This window comes from Acidaminobacter sp. JC074 (assembly GCF_022496765.1).
In the GTDB taxonomy this organism is placed as follows: Bacteria; Bacillota; Clostridia; order Peptostreptococcales; family Acidaminobacteraceae; genus JABXKX01.
This window is the reverse complement of the sequence record NZ_VANV01000009.1, coordinates 205,701-222,700: the sequence shown is the minus strand read 5'-3', so window position 1 is coordinate 222,700 and position 17,000 is coordinate 205,701. Positions and strand designations below refer to the sequence as shown.

The following is a 17,000-nucleotide window of genomic DNA, read 5'->3' as shown; positions in this document are numbered from 1 at the left end:
AAGTGGATGATTTATGTCGGATTACATAATGTTTGGTATGATAGTGTTCTTCGTGTTCTTTACATTTTATTTGCTGTATGAAAGAAAAAAAGATGTAAAGCTTTTAGAAAAGTATGATCATGAGCTGCTTGAATCAAAAGGATTGATATTTATAAACCAGCAACTGCAGTCCGATGAAGGTCTTGCTCTTTATGACCTTCATAATAATCAGTTTGAATACAACAGTTCGCTTAAAAACATTTTTCCTTCAGACCATAGAGGTCAATCATTGCTAGGCTTGGAGGAAAAGCTTTCTCAAGCTATAAAAAAATATGAATCCAGTAAACAGTTGAAGGAACTTAATGACATTGTTTATAAGGATGACTATACCGATGAAATCCATTTCACAGGTACAAGACATGAAGAAAAGTTTGGTCTTTACTATAAGTTTGTAGTTAAAGAAAATAAGAACAAATTTTGGAAGAACAAAGATTTAAGTTCTTATACTTTACTAAAAAATTTAGAAGAAAAAGTCAAGCTCTATAGTTTTGTAGCCTTTGATATGGATGGCAGTTTCATCTTTAAAAACAAAAGACATGTCAGCAATATGCAGATGTTTGGCATAAAGCTGAGCGACTTTGAGAATGTGTGGGATGTGGTTGAGTTTTCAAAGCTCCATACACTGAGTTTAGAATCACATGAGCTTATAAAGCTTTTGTTAAAAAGATCTTTTTCAGGTTCTAATATCAAGAACTCCTATCGAATCGTTATGAAAAATGGCATGGTAAAAAACTATCAAATAGAACTTTTACCCATCATTTCAGATGAGCAAGTACAGGTAGGGATTGTCTGCATTTTTATCGATAAGACGTCTGAGACACTTCGTGAACAGGAATTAAATCGTCTTACCGAAATTGAAAAGAAGTCGAATCGTGCCAAGTCCTTGTTTTTGGCAAATATGAGTCATGAGATTAGAACACCAATGAATGGTATATTAGGACTTACAAATGTCTTGTTAAAGTCAGAAGGCTTGTCTAGTGAACAGTCAAAACTTCTGAACTTTATTAACAGGTCAGGTGTGAGTTTACTTCATATCATCAACGACATCTTAGATTTTTCTAAGATAGAGTCAGGACAAATAAAAATTGTTAAATCACCACTTCTTCTTAGAGATTTAGTTTCTGAGATCGTGCCGATGTTTGAACTGGAGGCGAAGAAGAAGGGTATAAAATTTTATGTTAACCTTGACCCGAGACTGCCAGATGCAGTCTACATGGATGGTTTAAGGTTAAAACAGGTCATTATTAATCTGATTAATAATGCCATTAAGTTTACAGAAGAAGGCTTGGTAAGGCTTGAATTTCAGTATATGGAAGACGAGTCTACCATGAAAATAGTTGTTAAAGATTCTGGTATTGGTATTCCAATAGATGAGCAAAAGAGGATATTTGAAGCCTTTGACCAATTAGAGGATGTTTACAAGAAAAGGTACGCCGGCACTGGGCTTGGGCTGTCGATTTCAAGGCAGCTGGTTCATGCAATGGGTGGCGAACTGGACGTGATTTCTTCTAAAGGCATAGGTTCGGTATTTTATTTTCAACTGCCCTTTGAAGTTTGTGAGGACTTCGATCAAGTGGATGATACCGTCTATGAGAATGTACCAGAAGTAAAGGTATTGATAGCTGAGGACCATGAAATCAACCAGATTCTTATTCATGAAATGTTTAAGAACTCTAATGTGAAAATCATAGTTGTCAACAATGGTAAGGAACTCTTAGAAGCCTTAGAACAAGTTAGGGTCGATTTGATCTTTACAGATATATCGATGCCTATTATGGATGGTATAACAGCCCTTCGGGCGATTCGAAAGAATCCTGATTACAACAGTATTCCGGTAATTGCACTAACAGCACACGCCATGAATGAAGATAGAGAAAAGTTACTAAAAGAAGGCATGGACGATTTTCTTCCAAAGCCTCTAGCATATGAATCTATGATGAAATGCATTAGTAAACATTTATCCAATAAACAGAACTTTATTCCTGAATATTTTACAGAAAAACATCATCAAGATAAGGCAATTGAAGAGATCTTCGATGAAGGAGATGTCGCTGAACTTGAGATGGTAGAAATGCTTTTAAAGGGGAATAAAGCTTTGACTTATGAACTGGCTATGACTCTTATATCAGAGTACAGTCCAGACAGAATTGAAAAAATGAGAACCATCATCAGAAATGGAGAAAAAGCAAGCCTTAATGATATGCTTCATAAACTTAAGGGGTCTTGCATGAACTTCAGACTGGTAAGCCTTAGAGATGATTTAGATACCTTGTCTAAAATGTCTACACCTTACAACATACCTCAGACTGATTTGATACTTGAGGATGTGATGGATGAAGTTCGCACTTTTTCGAGTAAAGTACAGTTTTATAAGGAATTTAATAAATTGGCTTGATTGATAATCAAGTATCCATTATAATATCCATAATTGGTCGGGTGCACTTAGAGGTAACTGATTAGTTGATTATTTACAAAATTTAATAGTTCGGATTGGCAAATAGATATTAAGCTAGGAGTTAACCAGCATTTTAAGTTTACACTTTTGTGTAGGCTTTAAAGTGCTGGTTTTTTTGTTTGAAAGGAGAGTTTATGGGCAAGGAAGGACGCTTTAAAAAGGTTTTAAACGGTTACAAACCTGACGAAGTGAATAAGTACATTGAACAGATGGTAGATGACTACCAGAATCAGGTTCAATCTAAAGAAGATGAAGCACATATGCTTCGTGAACAACATGAGGAGCTTTTAAGTGCCATCAAGCAGTTAAAAGATGAGAAAGAAAACTACGAGGAAACATCTAAGATAGAACTTGCTTCTCTCAGAAATCAGTTTACAAGTGAAGAAGAAAAGCTCAAGGCAACTATCAACAACTTGGAGTTTGAAAAACTTCAGCTTGAAAAACAGATCTCTCAAATAGAAATGACTTCTGTAGATGATACCCAGTTAGAAGACATGAAAGAACATTATAAGACATTAATCGACGAAATTGAAAGTGAAAATGCTGGTTTAAAGGTTCTTTTGGAAGAAACCAAACATCAACTGGACACACTTGAACTTAAACAAACTGAAAATAAAGAAATTTTCGAGTCTAGAATCAAAACTTATCAAAACGATATAGAAAGACTTGAAAATGAACTATCTCAGACCATTTCTAATATGGATTCTGTTTCTAATCAAGAATTAGAAGAAATGAAGTATACCTTGTCTTCAAAAGAGGAGTTGGTTGAAACTTTAAAACTAGAAAGAATAGAGCTTCTAAAACAAATCGAAGTGATGAAAGAAGATGCTGACACAGATGGCTTTAGAGAAGAAATCGAAAGACTTCAAAAGGTTAACTTAAACTATGCAGAAAAACATGCTGAGCTCTTAGATCAACTGTCTAATGAAAAAATAAAATTTGAAAGTCAAAAGCATGAACTTTTAGAAGACATAAAGGTAAGAAATGAAGCCGTTGAAGCTGAAAATCAAATTTTGATTGAAGAACACAATAAGGCTAGAAAGACTTTTGAAAGCCAAAAGCTGAGTATGCTAGATGAAATTTCAGACTTAAAATCCAGATTAGAAACTTCAAAGGCTGCTAAAGAACAAGAACGGATGAGACTAGATGAAAAATCGAGGTCCTATGAGAGTGAAAAGTTAAATCTTAAGTTAAGACTGGATACCTTAGAAGCAGAGAATGAATCCCTACATGTAAAGGTTGAGGAATTATCATCTAATGCTGAAACATCTTATGAAATTGAATCTCTTAGCCAGCAGTTTAAAGATTTGAAGGATTACTTCGAACAGTCATCTAGTGTTTATGAAGCAAAGATCAGTGAACTTATACATGACAATAAGGTCATGGTGCAGATGATGAGTCAGCTAAACCAGGAAAAAACTTCTCTTGTTGAGGAAAAGAACCGTCTGGCTGAAGAAGTTGACAAGCATGAACAAGCGCAAATTGCGTCAGACAAACTACTTGCTGAAGCAAAAGAAAAAGCAGATGCCATTGTAAAACGAGCGCTCAAAGAAGCTGCTATCATGCAAGAAGATGCCAAAGACCGTGCTAAAACAATAGAGAAATCAGCTCTTAAAAAAGCTATGGAAGCGGAAATAAACTCAGAGATGATGATGGAAAGAATCAAGTACAAGGTACAAAAAGAAGAAGATTCATACAAAATGATGCTTGATGATATACAAGAAATTAGAAATACTGTGGTATCACAGTTGAATAAATACCAAGAGGAACTTGGTAGCATCATTAATCATGTGGATTCAGATGCTGACTTGATTCCATTGGTTAAGAAATATGGCTAGAAAAATCATAAGAAGAAACAGACGACTTGTTAAGTGGTTAAGTGACAATCAAAAGATTGATCTTAAGGATTTAGAAAGTGTAAAAGCAGAACAATCATCAAGCGATAAACACTTAGACGAGCTCCTGATAGAAAGAAATCTAATCACAGAAGATGATTTAACATCTTATTACAGGGACGTTGTTAATGTTCAGTATGTTGATTTAAATGCCATGTCAAAAGATGATTTTGAAAAAAGTCTCTTTGATAAAGATGTTGCCACGGAATATACGGCACTTCCAATCAGTGTAAAGAATAACTATGCTGTTATTGCTCTTCCTGACCCAACAGATCTAATTGTCATAGAAACACTGGGATCCATTGTTGGTAAAAGGATTATTCCAAAGTGCGCAGAAATTTCACTCTTAAAGAAAAGCATTGATGACTTGTATGAAAGTGCATCAAAACCTGTGACCAATGACTTTGATTCAGATATGTCAGCGGTTGATAAGGTAAATACAATACTTAGAAATGCTGTTCATAAAAAGGCGAGTGATATCCATATTGAGCCTTTTGAACATAGGGTGGTCATCAGATACAGGATAGATGGTGTCCTACTCGATCAAATGGAACTTCCGAAATCTGCTTTTTCAACACTTTCATCAAGGGTTAAAATCACAGCAGGTATGGATATTGCAGAAAGAAGAAAACCACAAGATGGTAGGATTGAAATGACCATCGATGATGCGCCTTTCGACTTTCGTGTATCAAGTTTGCCAACTGTATTTGGAGAAAAAATAGTTCTTAGAATCTTAGATAGAACCAAAGGTATTATACCTCTAGGTAAGATTGGTTTTTCAAATGAGAACTACAAGCTTATCTCTGATTTGATACACACACCAAATGGTATTGTACTCGTAACGGGTCCAACAGGTAGTGGTAAAACAACAACTTTATATAGTTTTCTTAGCGAATTAAACTCTCCAGAGAAAAACATCATCACTATCGAGGACCCGGTCGAGTATATGTTGGACCGTGTCAATCAGGTACACGTTAATGTCAAAGCCGGTATGACCTTTGCAAGTGGTCTAAGATCTATGCTTCGTCAAGACCCTGACATCATCATGCTTGGTGAGATCAGAGATGAAGAGACTGCACAGATTGCCATAAGAGCATCTATAACAGGTCACTTTGTTTTATCAACACTCCATACCAATGATGCACCGTCTACCATTACAAGACTCATAGACATGGGGATTCAAAAGTATTTGGTAACAGATGCTGTAAAGGCTGTTATTGCCCAAAGATTGATTAGGGTTTTATGTCCTCATTGTAAAGAGAGAATAAAAACAGATAAGTCAGCCATGAAGCTTTTAGAACTAGATAGTGAAGAAGAAATTTACAACCGAGTTGGCTGTACATCTTGTAACCATACAGGCTATGCAGGCAGAAAAGCACTCCATGAAGTGTTAGCTGTAAAAGGTAAAGTTAAAACTGCCATTGAAGGTGGTGGGACGATAGAAGATATTCGCCAATCGGCCATCTCTGAAGGCATGGTTTCATTAACACAAGCTGCCGTCAGACTTGTCTTAAATGGCGAAACGACAATACAAGAAATGTTGAAGGTTAAAAATGTATAACGTAGATATTATGGATTTAAAGTCCATGCTTAAATACACCAAGGATTCTGGTGCATCGGACTTACACATCATTGCAAACTCTAAGCCGGTTATTAGACTCCATAAGGAGTTAAGAGATATTCCTTATACAAGTGAGTTGAATCCAAGAATAACAGAACACTTGGTAAAAAGTCAGATGTCAGAGAAACAGTTTGAGGATTTACAAGCACACGGTGAAGTAGACTTTTCAAAATTTTACGAAGGGATAGGTTCTTTAAGATTTAATGTCTACAAGCAGTCTGCCAATTACTCAGCTGCTATAAGACTGATACCAGAACAAATACCTAAGTTTGAATCACTTGGTCTCCCAGATGCCATAAGAGACTTTGCCCATCACCATAAAGGACTTGTTCTTGTAACAGGTGCAACGGGTTCTGGTAAGTCAACGACGCTAGCCAGTCTTATAGGTATCATCAATGAGACTTATCCAAGACATATCATCACTATGGAAGACCCAATAGAGTATGTCCATAAACATAATATGTCTAGAATCAACCAAAGGCAAATTGGTACAGATACAAGAAACTTTGCTACTGCACTTAGAGCGGCCCTAAGAGAGGATCCTGATGTCATCCTAGTAGGTGAGATGCGTGATCCTGAAACCATTAAAGCTGCACTTACAGCTGCAGAAACAGGTCACTTGGTATTCTCAACACTCCATACAATCGGTGCTGCAAAAACAATAGATAGAATTGTGGATTCATTTCCACCAGACCAACAGCAACAGATTAGGATGCAGTTGTCAACAACACTAAAAGGTGTTGTCTCTCAGGAGCTTTTACAAAAGCAAACAGGCGATGGTGTGGTTTGTGTGACAGAAGTTATGATCACAACACCGGCTATACAAAACCTTATTAGAGAAGGAAAAACACCGCAAATGAACAGTGTGATACAAACTGGAACAAGAGAAGGCATGAACTCTTTTGATATCAGTCTTGTCAATGCTGTAAAGGCACATCATATATCAAAAGAAACAGCTCTTGAAAGAGCTAATGATAAAGTGATGTTAGCCGGTCTACTAGAAAGGGTGTAATATGGCAGTTTTTCAATACGAAGCAAGGTCATTAGAAGGTACTTTGATACAGGGAAAACTAGACATTGCATCTAAGGAAGATCTAAAATACAAGCTGTTAAACGATGGCCTGATACTACAAAAGGCTAAAAAAATTGGTCGTGCAAATGATGAAAACTTTTTAGATAAGATACCAATTCTAAACAGGGTAAAGCACAAGGACTTTATTCTCTTTTGCAGACAGTTTGAAGTAATTTTAAATTCTGGTGTGTCCATAGTAGAAGCCATTAAAACTTCTATCAAACAAACCACCAATAAAAAGTTAAGTAAGGCACTTACAGATATCTATGACAGAATCCTAGAAGGACAAATGCTATCAGATGCTTTTGCATCAAGAGACGATGTCTTTCCAGATATGTTCATACAAATGGTAAGAGTTGGAGAAATGTCCGGTAACTTAGATTTTGTATTAAGAAGCTTAGTTGTCTACTATGACAAACAGTACAAAATCATTAAAAAGGTTAAATCAGCATCCACATATCCAGCAGTTGTATCAGTAGCTTCATTAGGGATAGTCCTCTTTCTAATGATAAAAATTGTACCTATGTTTGGACAAACATTAGATTCAATGGGAGGAGAACTTCCTGCATTAACAGCTGCAATTATGGCAATCAGTAATTTTTTAGTAGATCATACAATACTAATAATACTGGCGATAATAGGTTCTGCTATAGGTGTTGTGTACTATGCGAAAACAGATAGTGGTAAAAGGATACTAGATCAACTGAAACTGAAAATTCCTTTGATCAACAATTTTACCTCTAAGGCAATTACATCCAATGTAGCTAGATCTATGTCACTTTTATTATCTTCTGGTATGCCACTTGTAAGTGCATTAAATATTTTAAAAAGAGTAATCGGTAATGTAATCATTACTGAAAAATTTGATGGTGCAGTTGATATGATCAACAATGGCCACAAATTTGTAGATGCATTAGATTCAGTTGGTATTTTTCCGCCAATATTTCTCCACATGGTAGGTGTCGGTGAAGAAACTGGAGAGATGGAATCTATGCTCAATAAATCAGCTGATTTCTTTGATGAGGAAATCGATGAAGCTGTATCAAGAATTTTAACAATGATTGAGCCATTATTGATTTTAAGTTTGGCTTTGATTGTCGGCGTCATCATGGCTTCGGTATTATTACCAATTGTAAGTATGATGAACGTTGTAGGCTAGTATGTAACCATACGTGGTTCATAATAAAGAGTTTATTTCTATGGGAGGAAATTATGTTAAACAAAATGATGAAGAAGTTCAATAAGAAGGGTTTTACAATGATCGAATTGATCGCTGTAATGGCAGTTATCGCAGTTTTAATTACAATCTTAATTCCGCAAGTGAGTTCTCTGAGAGAAAGAGCTGTAAAAACTGAAGCCTTAAAAGTAGCAAAGGATGTGTTACAAGCAGTTCAAACTTATGAACTTGAAAATGGTGATGTTCCTGAATCTTTAGCTGAACTGAAAACAGGTGGATTTAGATCAATTGCAGATAGACAAGAAGCGATTTCTGAAATTACACCAGCAGATTTAACTTTTACTTATAGTATGGTTAAAAATGGCATGTTAGCAACGATTGTATATGTACCAGCGAACGAAGATTTTACTGTAACGATCACTTCTGGCACTACATTACCTACAACTGATATTTTAAATTAATAGTTAGAAAGGGTTTTAAAATGTTGAACAAGTTAATAAAAAAATACAATGATAAAAAAGGTTTTACAATGATTGAGTTAATTGCAGTAATGGCAGTAATTGCAGTTTTAATTACAATTCTAATTCCTCAAGTTAGTTCCTTAAGAGAACGTGCAGTTAAGACTGAAGCTTTAAAGGTTGCTAAAGATGTACTTCAAGCAGTACAAACTTATGAGCTTGAAAATGGAAGAATTCCTGTAAATTTAGATGAACTAGAAGATGGCGGTTTTAGATCGATTGCAGATCGAACAGAGGGGATCTCGACAATAACTGCTGCTGATTTATCTTTTACCTATTACATGGTGAAAAACGGTATGATGGCAACAATTTCATATGTTCCTGCTAATGAAGACTTCACAGTGATAATTACATCTGGGGGAACACTACCTACTACTGGATTGCTGACAACTCCATAATTTATGATGGGGCAAACGCCCCATCTAATTAATATTTCTAGATGATTTATTAATGAGGTGATTTGATGAGAAATAGAGATGGATTTACTATGCTAGAAATTATTCTTGTGATGGCGGTTGTTGTTGTTTTAATAACTCTCTTTCTTCCTAATATGGGGAAGCTTGATGAGACGGTTTCTGAGCAAGTGTTTGATAAACATGTCATGACTATTCAGAAGTCTCTAGCACAGTATTTTATATTAGAAGGTGATTATCCTGTGAGTTTAGCTATGCTATCTAAAGATTCTTGGGATAATAAATATGGTATTAGATTGTCTGATGATTATGAATACTCATACCAAAAGACTGAGAATGCTTACCAGCTTTCAGTCGAAAGGAAGTAAATATGAACATAACTCAAACCAAAAGTAATAAACATGGTTTTACATTACTTGAAGTTATCGTTTCTATGGCACTTGTATGTATTGTGTTATCGCTTGCTGCAGTCTTATTGGGTGATACATTCCAACTGTATAAAGAAGAAGTTGAAAAGTACACGAATGAAACTGATGTTAGGTTAGCACTGTCTTATGTGGAAGTACTGTTACATGAACATGATTACTTAAATGGCATGAGTTTCAAAAAAGATGAGAAGACAATTGTTTTTAATGATAGAGATGGTAACGAGGAATCAAAACTTAAGTTCCAGTCTGGTAGTTTAGATTATGAGATAGGTCTTTCTAATAGAATGGAACTTGTGCTTTTAGAGGATTTTTCATGGCAAGTGAGTGATTTGAGTAATACAATAACTTTTGATTTTACTTTTGAGAATAAAGAAGCGGATGAAATGATTGAAAGCATTAGTGTTAGACTTAAAGCTTTTCAGTTTGATAAGGAGTAAGAAGTGGCTAAGAAGATTGGCGTAGACATCGGGAAAGACACGATAAAGATAGCCTTAGTTAGAGATGGTAAAAAACCAGGACTTTTATGGCATCACAGCTATAAGATTCCTGAGGGCATGTTTCAAGGTGAACTTATGATTGATCATGAAACCTTAAAGGCAAGTATTTTCGATGTCTTGTTGCAACATAAAATAAAATCTGGATCTATTTCATGTGTGGTAAATGATAGTCAGTCAACCTATGATTCTTTTGTCTACGATGGTGTTAAGAAAAAAGATATCAAAACTATGTTGGAACTGGAACTCAATCAAAAGGTTTCTGGTGATTTAACAGACTATGAGATAAGCCACTATTTGTCTTCTATGAAAAAAGGTACTGTGAAAGGCATTGTATCTTCAAGTCGTACAGAACTTGTAGACGACTTAGTTAAAGTATTTGAATCAAAGAAATATAAATTGAATGTCATAGACCATCCTATGAATGCTTTTATGAAATCACTTAAAGCATGGGGTGGTAATAGGATGTCGACTACATCTTATGTAGTTTTAAACATAGGTGTGAATACGACGCAAGTATATGTAATAAATTCACTTGAACTAATGACCAACAGAGTCATTGGTATTGGTTCTAGAGATTTAGATTTTCAGATATCAGGCACGCTTAACTGTACAATGGATGAAGCGAGAGAAATAAAGGAATCTGGTTTTCATAAGGCAGCAGAATCTGGTGTTAAGATTCAGACTGTTATAGATTCTACATTTTCATCCATGTTTATGGAAGTTGAGCAGATGATAGATGATTGTAAAGAACAAGGTAAACTAACAGATTTACATGGTGTGTATATGATGGGCAATGGTTCAAAGATAACTGGTATTGAAACTTTATTAAAAGATGTATTTGGTGTCAAAGTTCAATACTTAGGACCGACTGACTTTAATCTTCCTTATACCCGTGACATTCAGGAATGCCTGATTGCTGCAGGTGCTTGTATAGGGAGGCGTAAATGAGAGATATTAATTTTTATCGTAAAAAGAAAAAAGCTGGTGAGGTTAACCACAGCCAGTTAGGAAGAGTCATCTTCTTAACGGTATGTTTTATGTTAATCGTGTGTGCAGGCGGTTCGGGCTATCTATTTTATGCAGTTGATCAGATGGATGCTACCATTACTGAACTCAATGAGGACATAGCCAAATATTTACCAGCTAAAGAACTTGCAGACGAGGTGAAATCAATGGAAGCTTATTTAGGTAAAGTACAGGCCGTATTAGAAAGAATAGATTTATCAAGACTCAATCAAATGAAAGCGCTTCGAATTGTGTCTTCCAATATGCCAAGTGAAGTTGGTCTATTAGATTATCAGTCCAATGGTTATACCATCAGTTATAATGCAGAAACTGTTGACTTTGAGTCTGTTGCAGAGTTTGTTCATGCACTGAAATCTGATGAAAACGTAGAGTCAGTTGTACTAAATGAAGTATCTAAATCAGATAGTGAGTTTACAAGTGATGAAGTGGTACGCTTCAATATGGAAGTAACACTTTTACCTGAGGTGAAAAATGAAGAAAATTAAAGAGAAATGGAATGGCTTAAAGTCGTCTGAAAGAGCGATTTTGACAGTTCTATTTTTACTTCTAGCTGTGTATGCAGTTGTTATAAAAGGCATGATGCCTCTGTATTTCAGTTATCTAGATAAATCAGATGAGTTAGCTGAACTTCAGTCTGAAAGAGATTCTCTTTATCTCTATTATCAAAGTTTAGACATGTTAGAAGAAGATCAAACTAAAATAAAAAATCAGCTGGAGAGTATCTTTAAGAGACTACCCGCTAATGTGGATGATGATATGATTTTAGTCGATTTCAACAATGTAGATCTCAGCGCAGATCTCAAAGTTCAAAACATAGCCTTAGATGAATCACAAATAATGAGTATGTCTTATTTTACTACGGGTGAAGATACAGAAAATGAAAGTTCTCAAGTAAGAAGTCATGGAGTTTCGATTAGTTTAGAAGGCAATATTGACAGTATTTATGAGTTGATCAACAGCCTAGAAAATCAGAGACAAAAGGTAAGGTTTAATACACTGTCTTTGGCTGTAAATGAGTTACAAATGTTAGAAGCTGAACTTCAACTAGAATACTATGCCTTTGAGGGTTTAGATATGGCCTATATTAGAAACTTGGAGTTTGAAAGTCCAGAGGGTCAAAGTAACATTTTCGCTAAAGAAGAAATAGATACACACGTGGATTTAAGAGGTTTGTTAAAGACTTTTGAAGTGAATTTTAATATTGGTGATACAACAAACTCTGAACCGTATTTTGTTCATGAAGCACCTGGTGACATTGGGTTTAGATTAACTCAATTTGAATACGACGTAACGGATTTAACCATTACTTTAGATCAATATAATGATGAGATAATCTATCATGTCTTAGTCAATGGGCATGTAGTGGAGATGCCAACTTTGGTGGCTGAGGACGTTGAGCTATTTGCATTTAACTTTCGTTCTTCAATAGAGAACTTGCCAGATCATATGCCTATTGAAATTGTAATAGAGAATAACACTGATAAGGAAGTTATTGTTAACAACTATGATGTAGTATCAACGTTTGTAAATATTGATACCGTGTCTATGGAGTAAGTATGAATATCTTAAAGAATAAAGATGGATTTACTTTTTTAGAAGTGATGGTGACACTGGTCGTATTGTCACTTCTATTAACCATATTTGTAAGTGCATCAAGTGTCATGACTAGGTCTAATAGAAAAGTTCATATTAAAGATGTGTCAAGAGATCTAGTTGCAAAGGTATCAGAACAAGTGCAAGTATCTCCAAATGAGTTTATCGGAAGTACTAAAGATAAATATTATGATTACCATGGAGAAATTTTACCCTCTTCTGTAGATGCCTACTTTAAGGTAACAATTACAACGACTTCTCAAGAATCAAGTACCATGGCTGATAAGGAAAACATTATGTACTCTACACAGGACTATGTTTCCTTTAATGTAGAAAGCACCTACAACAGGTATCTCTTAATCTATGTGGATGAAAAAATATTAAATGATGAGGCAAACAATATACTAAGGGTTTATAGACGAACCAAGCCATTGAACAGAAAAGCTTCATTTGAAGATGACTTGATGTCATCTATTGACATCATGGGTTTTAAATACAATGAAAGTCAAAGTGAAACTTATGAGTTTCTGAAAGATTATCTTGGTACGCATACACCAAGGCAGACCATTACAGTTGATGATGAAAATTATATGTCTGGTACAAAGAACTTACTGCCAATTCGATTAGAAGGTCTGATGGATAGACATAATGATGTTCACTTTGAAGTATGGAATTTTACAGAAGAGTTTTTGCAGATGTATTATGATGCAGAGTATGAAAGAGGATTAACATTTACCGTTAAAGCTGGAAAGGTTGGCAAAGCCACCTTTGAACAGTCGCACTTTGAAGCTAATTATTTGGTTGCGAATATTTCGTGTAAGTTGATGAGTGATGATACAGAGTTGATTAATAGAAACGTAAATGTATACACAGATGTAGTAGAGGTTAATGAGTGATGAAATCAGAAAAGGGTTCTTTTGTTGTAGTTGTATTGCTTTTGATGCTGGTACTGATGGCGTTTATCAGTTCTATCTTTGCAATGAATTTTAATAACATGGCTTTATCTAAAGCATATGCTGACCATAAAAATGAACTTTTTGAAGTTGATGCAGCCGGAGAAAACATTCTACGACAAGTAGATGATTATTTAATCGAGCTCGATGAAGACGTTCATGACTATATGTTGACAGAAAAGTACTCGATTTTCAACGAAGAAACCATTGTCTCAAAAGAGTTTCAAAATTATCTTCATCTAAACTGGCTTGAAAGAGTACTTCTGCCTTCAATTCAGTTAAAGCATGAGCAAGTAGGCACTTCAGAACTACCTATCGATTTAGCAAATTATAGAGGTCTTGAAATAAATAATAGAATTAATGATGTCATTGAGATTGATAAAATCTATATCGTGGATGATTATTTATATCAAGATTATATGGAAGACTTCTATGATGACTGTTATACAAATGTATACTTCTATGTTGTTGAAAATGCAATTATAAATGCTGGTATTATATTTTCTAATACCGATTATACCATTGTCTCATACTTAGAAGATATTAATTTACCTGATGAGACAGAACTTTCTGCGTATGAATCAACGTGGGACACATACGATAGATCATCTATGAATATGACATTAAGGTTAGATATTACTAACGATAATGTAGAAAAACCACAAAATTTGATTAGTCGTCTTAAGATTGTACCACCTTTTTCTCAGGAAGATACTTATATTGAGTTTGAAGGCATAAGTCCTAATCCCTTATTTGGTAATGCAATTTCATCCAATGGTTCTGTTGTTATCACAGATCAGCGTGGAGACAAAGGTTTTATTATTAATGGTGATATTTACTCTCAAGAAGGTAAGGGTGAACTTGTAGAAACAAAACAAAGTGATTGGAATAATGAAAGCGAAACATATGATAAAGGCGTCATCTTTAACGGTGCATATGGCTATGTTTATGGGAACATATACAGTCGAAGCAACATCGTGATAGATGGAGATGAATCCATTATATGGGTAAAGGGTTATAACGGTTCTACTAAATCAGATGTTGTTAAAATGAAATCCTTATTGTATAAACCCATGGCAACTGGTGGTATCAACAGGTCTTCAGAATACTTTATGGATTTATCGAATCCACATTTTTTCTCAGATTTAGGCCCTGTTGCTGTAAATGAATTGAAATCACAGTTTGCTGGTAATACAAGAGGTACTAATCTGATACATTTTGATAGCAAAGGTGGCAATGTAATTGCAAATGGAATTGTTATGCCAGCTAGTTTATCATCGGCTTTTATAAAGATTTTTGGATACACTATGGTCAATGATGATGTTGTTAATACTTCTGCTGAGATTTCTTCTATAGCAATGAGAGAAGGCGTTGTTGGGATATCTAAACCTGGTGATGTAGGTGGAGATCCGAGACTAGATGATGGTTCAACCATTAAGATAATATCTAGAGATAATATTGTTAAAGATGACTATAGCAGATTATATGGTATTAAGTACAATTCGAATGGTGTGAATATTTTGTTTGATGACATTATTATGCCTGGTAAAGCAGTAGTTGAAGATGCTAATGGTAAGTTGTTCAATAGAGATTTGGGTGTAGTAGATTTATTTACTTCACAGGATAAGTGTCTATTGATGTTACAAGGTGATAATACAAATCCAGCTGAAACCTATACTTTTAAATTTATTGATAGGCCTGCTTTTTCGGTTACACTTTCATCTAATCCAAATGCAAGTGGTAGAAAATTTTATAACGAAAAGGCATGGAAATCAAATGTTAAAATTACAAGATGGAAAGATGGGGGCAACAAGACCTTCTATGAGTATTTAAGACATGCTAGTTTCTACTCAAATTTTTCATTACATTACGTTTATGAAGCTGTCAATCATGATGGCTGGATAGGAGGTGATGTTTGGAGTGCATCTACAGTACCTAGAATGTATGAAGCCGCGGGCGATTACTCAGATTTGAATCAATCTACAACAAAAATAGATAGATTGAACCCTGGATATGAGGAGTCGTTTAATACACTGTATGATTCAGGTTTTCTTAGAAAAAAATTTTTAGCACAAACAGAGAACTTTGGATTTGAGTCTTTTGATATGGAGGAAAGTGTATCAAGTGGTTATATTAAAGGCCGTCCGACATCAGAAACAGGTATTATGTATTATCCTGATGATGGACGTGAACATGTCATAAACTTAAACAATGGTGACAAAATCGACGGTATTATTTTTGCAGAAGGTGATTTACGAATAATAGGACCAAAGAGAGTTGAAACGATTAACTTAGGTGGTGGTCGTACAAGAAAAGTCATACATAAGGGAACAGTCAATGGTACGATTATCTGCTTAGGAACTTTGACGGTTGAAGGTAATGTGTATATTAACTATGACTTGGATGTCATAGAAAGAATTCTAAAGGACTATGACCTTGCGAGAAAGTTCTTCCAAAAAGGTGCTCTACCAATTCCTTGGACATCAGTGGAAGTGGAGAAATCTAATCCTTTGATGAGAAAGAAAGACAATGTAAAAAGATATGAAATCCTAGAATGGAGTGTAAATAGATGATAAAAATACTTTCAATAGGGATGCTTGGCTTATTTTTAGGCTGGCTGACCTTATATGTACAATATGCCATTTTACATGCTAAACGTGCTAGAAATATGTTTAAGTGTGCTGCATGTGGCAATGAGTTGACACCCAGAGTGGTGATTCCGAGACTCTTTCCTTTTTACAAGCATAAGATCTGCATGAGGTGTCATACTGTGATAACAAAGGAAGTTGCTTTGTTACCGGTTGTATCCATGATTGTTTTGTTTGTATTAAATGCATACTTTAAGAATCTTTATCAAGCACTTTTGATTTTGATACTACTTCAGAATTTTTACTTAATAATTTATTTTGATATCAAATATGCCATTATACCTAATGTGGTTATCTTCAGTTTGGTAGGCGTTATTATGTTCCATGCCTTATTTAACCTTGGTCAAGTAAGCAGTTTGATCATCAGTCATATGACAGGTGTTTTGATTGCCATGACATTTTCTGTTGTGACTTTCTTGATAGGTAAGTTTGTTTTTAAAGCAGACCATGTACTTGGTATGGGTGATATAAAGTTAATGGTTTTACTGGGATGGTTATACGGTTTGGTTGGTATTTCAATCCTTCTGAATTCTGCACTTGTTTTAGGTGCTATCTATGGCGTGACTCAAATGAAAAAATCCAGATCTATAGAAATTCCTTTTGGTCCTTTCTTAGTTTGTGGTGCTATGTTGTGCATGTTTACAGGTCAGGCCCTAATATTTTAA

General features: G+C 35.0%; 15 protein-coding genes. All 15 read left to right on the top strand.

From position 1 onward, the window contains the following. The first annotated feature begins 13 nt into the window (after window positions 1-13). The 15 genes from EZV73_RS11520 (at window position 14) to EZV73_RS11450 (ending at window position 17,000) form a co-directional block, all read left to right on the top strand. A complete protein-coding gene (locus EZV73_RS11520; RefSeq protein WP_240840465.1) occupies window positions 14-2,434 on the top strand; it encodes a response regulator in 2,421 nt (806 codons plus the stop codon). A 194-nt stretch (window positions 2,435-2,628) separates the two neighbouring features. Next, a complete protein-coding gene (locus EZV73_RS11515) occupies window positions 2,629-4,332 on the top strand; it encodes a hypothetical protein (RefSeq protein ID WP_240840464.1) in 1,704 nt (567 codons plus the stop codon). Further along, entirely contained in the window at window positions 4,325-5,950 is a 1,626-nt protein-coding gene (locus EZV73_RS11510; RefSeq protein ID WP_240840463.1) for a GspE/PulE family protein, read from the top strand. The genes EZV73_RS11515 and EZV73_RS11510 overlap by 8 nt, the downstream gene beginning before the upstream one ends. After that, window positions 5,943-7,022 carry a type IV pilus twitching motility protein PilT gene (locus EZV73_RS11505; RefSeq protein WP_240840462.1) on the top strand — a complete coding sequence of 360 codons (1,080 nt, stop codon included), beginning with the start codon at window positions 5,943-5,945 and terminating at the stop codon, window positions 7,020-7,022. Before EZV73_RS11510 ends, EZV73_RS11505 begins: the two co-directional genes overlap by 8 nt. A gap of 1 nt (window position 7,023) precedes the next feature. After that, a complete protein-coding gene (locus EZV73_RS11500) occupies window positions 7,024-8,241 on the top strand; it encodes a type II secretion system F family protein (protein WP_240840461.1) in 1,218 nt (405 codons plus the stop codon). 53 nt (window positions 8,242-8,294) lie between these two features. Further along, complete coding sequence (locus tag EZV73_RS11495; RefSeq protein WP_240840460.1) at window positions 8,295-8,720, top strand: type II secretion system protein; 426 nt, start codon at window positions 8,295-8,297, stop codon at window positions 8,718-8,720. Window positions 8,721-8,740: 20 nt separating this feature from the next. Beyond that, on the top strand, window positions 8,741-9,175 hold the full coding sequence (locus EZV73_RS11490; RefSeq protein WP_240840459.1) for a type II secretion system protein: 435 nt from the start codon (window positions 8,741-8,743) through the stop codon (window positions 9,173-9,175). A gap of 65 nt (window positions 9,176-9,240) precedes the next feature. Next, on the top strand, window positions 9,241-9,558 hold the full coding sequence (locus tag EZV73_RS11485; RefSeq protein ID WP_240840458.1) for a type II secretion system protein: 318 nt from the start codon (window positions 9,241-9,243) through the stop codon (window positions 9,556-9,558). A 2-nt stretch (window positions 9,559-9,560) separates the two neighbouring features. Continuing rightward, window positions 9,561-10,055 carry a type II secretion system protein gene (locus EZV73_RS11480; protein WP_240840457.1) on the top strand — a complete coding sequence of 165 codons (495 nt, stop codon included), beginning with the start codon at window positions 9,561-9,563 and terminating at the stop codon, window positions 10,053-10,055. A gap of 3 nt (window positions 10,056-10,058) precedes the next feature. After that, window positions 10,059-11,063 (top strand): pilus assembly protein PilM, encoded by a 1,005-nt coding sequence (gene pilM / locus EZV73_RS11475; protein ID WP_240840456.1) that lies wholly within the window; start codon window positions 10,059-10,061, stop codon window positions 11,061-11,063. Next, a complete protein-coding gene (locus EZV73_RS11470) occupies window positions 11,060-11,626 on the top strand; it encodes a PilN domain-containing protein (protein ID WP_240840455.1) in 567 nt (188 codons plus the stop codon). The genes pilM and EZV73_RS11470 overlap by 4 nt, the downstream gene beginning before the upstream one ends. Further along, on the top strand, window positions 11,613-12,695 hold the full coding sequence (locus tag EZV73_RS11465) for a hypothetical protein (protein ID WP_240840454.1): 1,083 nt from the start codon (window positions 11,613-11,615) through the stop codon (window positions 12,693-12,695). The genes EZV73_RS11470 and EZV73_RS11465 overlap by 14 nt, the downstream gene beginning before the upstream one ends. Window positions 12,696-12,697: 2 nt before the next feature. Next, window positions 12,698-13,630, top strand: a complete 933-nt coding sequence (locus EZV73_RS11460; protein WP_240840453.1) for a prepilin-type N-terminal cleavage/methylation domain-containing protein — start codon at window positions 12,698-12,700, stop codon at window positions 13,628-13,630. After that, on the top strand, window positions 13,630-16,260 hold the full coding sequence (locus EZV73_RS11455) for a DUF2572 family protein (protein WP_240840452.1): 2,631 nt from the start codon (window positions 13,630-13,632) through the stop codon (window positions 16,258-16,260). Before EZV73_RS11460 ends, EZV73_RS11455 begins: the two co-directional genes overlap by 1 nt. Continuing rightward, window positions 16,257-17,000: a prepilin peptidase gene (locus tag EZV73_RS11450; RefSeq protein WP_240840451.1), complete on the top strand. Its 744-nt coding sequence runs from the start codon at window positions 16,257-16,259 to the stop codon at window positions 16,998-17,000. The genes EZV73_RS11455 and EZV73_RS11450 overlap by 4 nt, the downstream gene beginning before the upstream one ends.

Bases quoted from the DNA above. Each gene is read 5' to 3' on its own strand.
- EZV73_RS11520 (WP_240840465.1), top strand. From the start codon at position 14: ATGTCGGATTACATAATGTTTGGTATGATAGTGTTCTTCGTGTTCTTT.
- EZV73_RS11515 (WP_240840464.1), top strand. From the start codon at position 2,629: ATGGGCAAGGAAGGACGCTTTAAAAAGGTTTTAAACGGTTACAAACCT.
- EZV73_RS11510 (WP_240840463.1), top strand. From the start codon at position 4,325: ATGGCTAGAAAAATCATAAGAAGAAACAGACGACTTGTTAAGTGGTTA.
- EZV73_RS11505 (WP_240840462.1), top strand. From the start codon at position 5,943: ATGTATAACGTAGATATTATGGATTTAAAGTCCATGCTTAAATACACC.
- EZV73_RS11500 (WP_240840461.1), top strand. From the start codon at position 7,024: ATGGCAGTTTTTCAATACGAAGCAAGGTCATTAGAAGGTACTTTGATA.
- EZV73_RS11495 (WP_240840460.1), top strand. From the start codon at position 8,295: ATGTTAAACAAAATGATGAAGAAGTTCAATAAGAAGGGTTTTACAATG.
- EZV73_RS11490 (WP_240840459.1), top strand. From the start codon at position 8,741: ATGTTGAACAAGTTAATAAAAAAATACAATGATAAAAAAGGTTTTACA.
- EZV73_RS11485 (WP_240840458.1), top strand. From the start codon at position 9,241: ATGAGAAATAGAGATGGATTTACTATGCTAGAAATTATTCTTGTGATG.
- EZV73_RS11480 (WP_240840457.1), top strand. From the start codon at position 9,561: ATGAACATAACTCAAACCAAAAGTAATAAACATGGTTTTACATTACTT.
- EZV73_RS11470 (WP_240840455.1), top strand. From the start codon at position 11,060: ATGAGAGATATTAATTTTTATCGTAAAAAGAAAAAAGCTGGTGAGGTT.
- EZV73_RS11465 (WP_240840454.1), top strand. From the start codon at position 11,613: ATGAAGAAAATTAAAGAGAAATGGAATGGCTTAAAGTCGTCTGAAAGA.
- EZV73_RS11460 (WP_240840453.1), top strand. From the start codon at position 12,698: ATGAATATCTTAAAGAATAAAGATGGATTTACTTTTTTAGAAGTGATG.
- EZV73_RS11455 (WP_240840452.1), top strand. From the start codon at position 13,630: ATGAAATCAGAAAAGGGTTCTTTTGTTGTAGTTGTATTGCTTTTGATG.
- EZV73_RS11450 (WP_240840451.1), top strand. From the start codon at position 16,257: ATGATAAAAATACTTTCAATAGGGATGCTTGGCTTATTTTTAGGCTGG.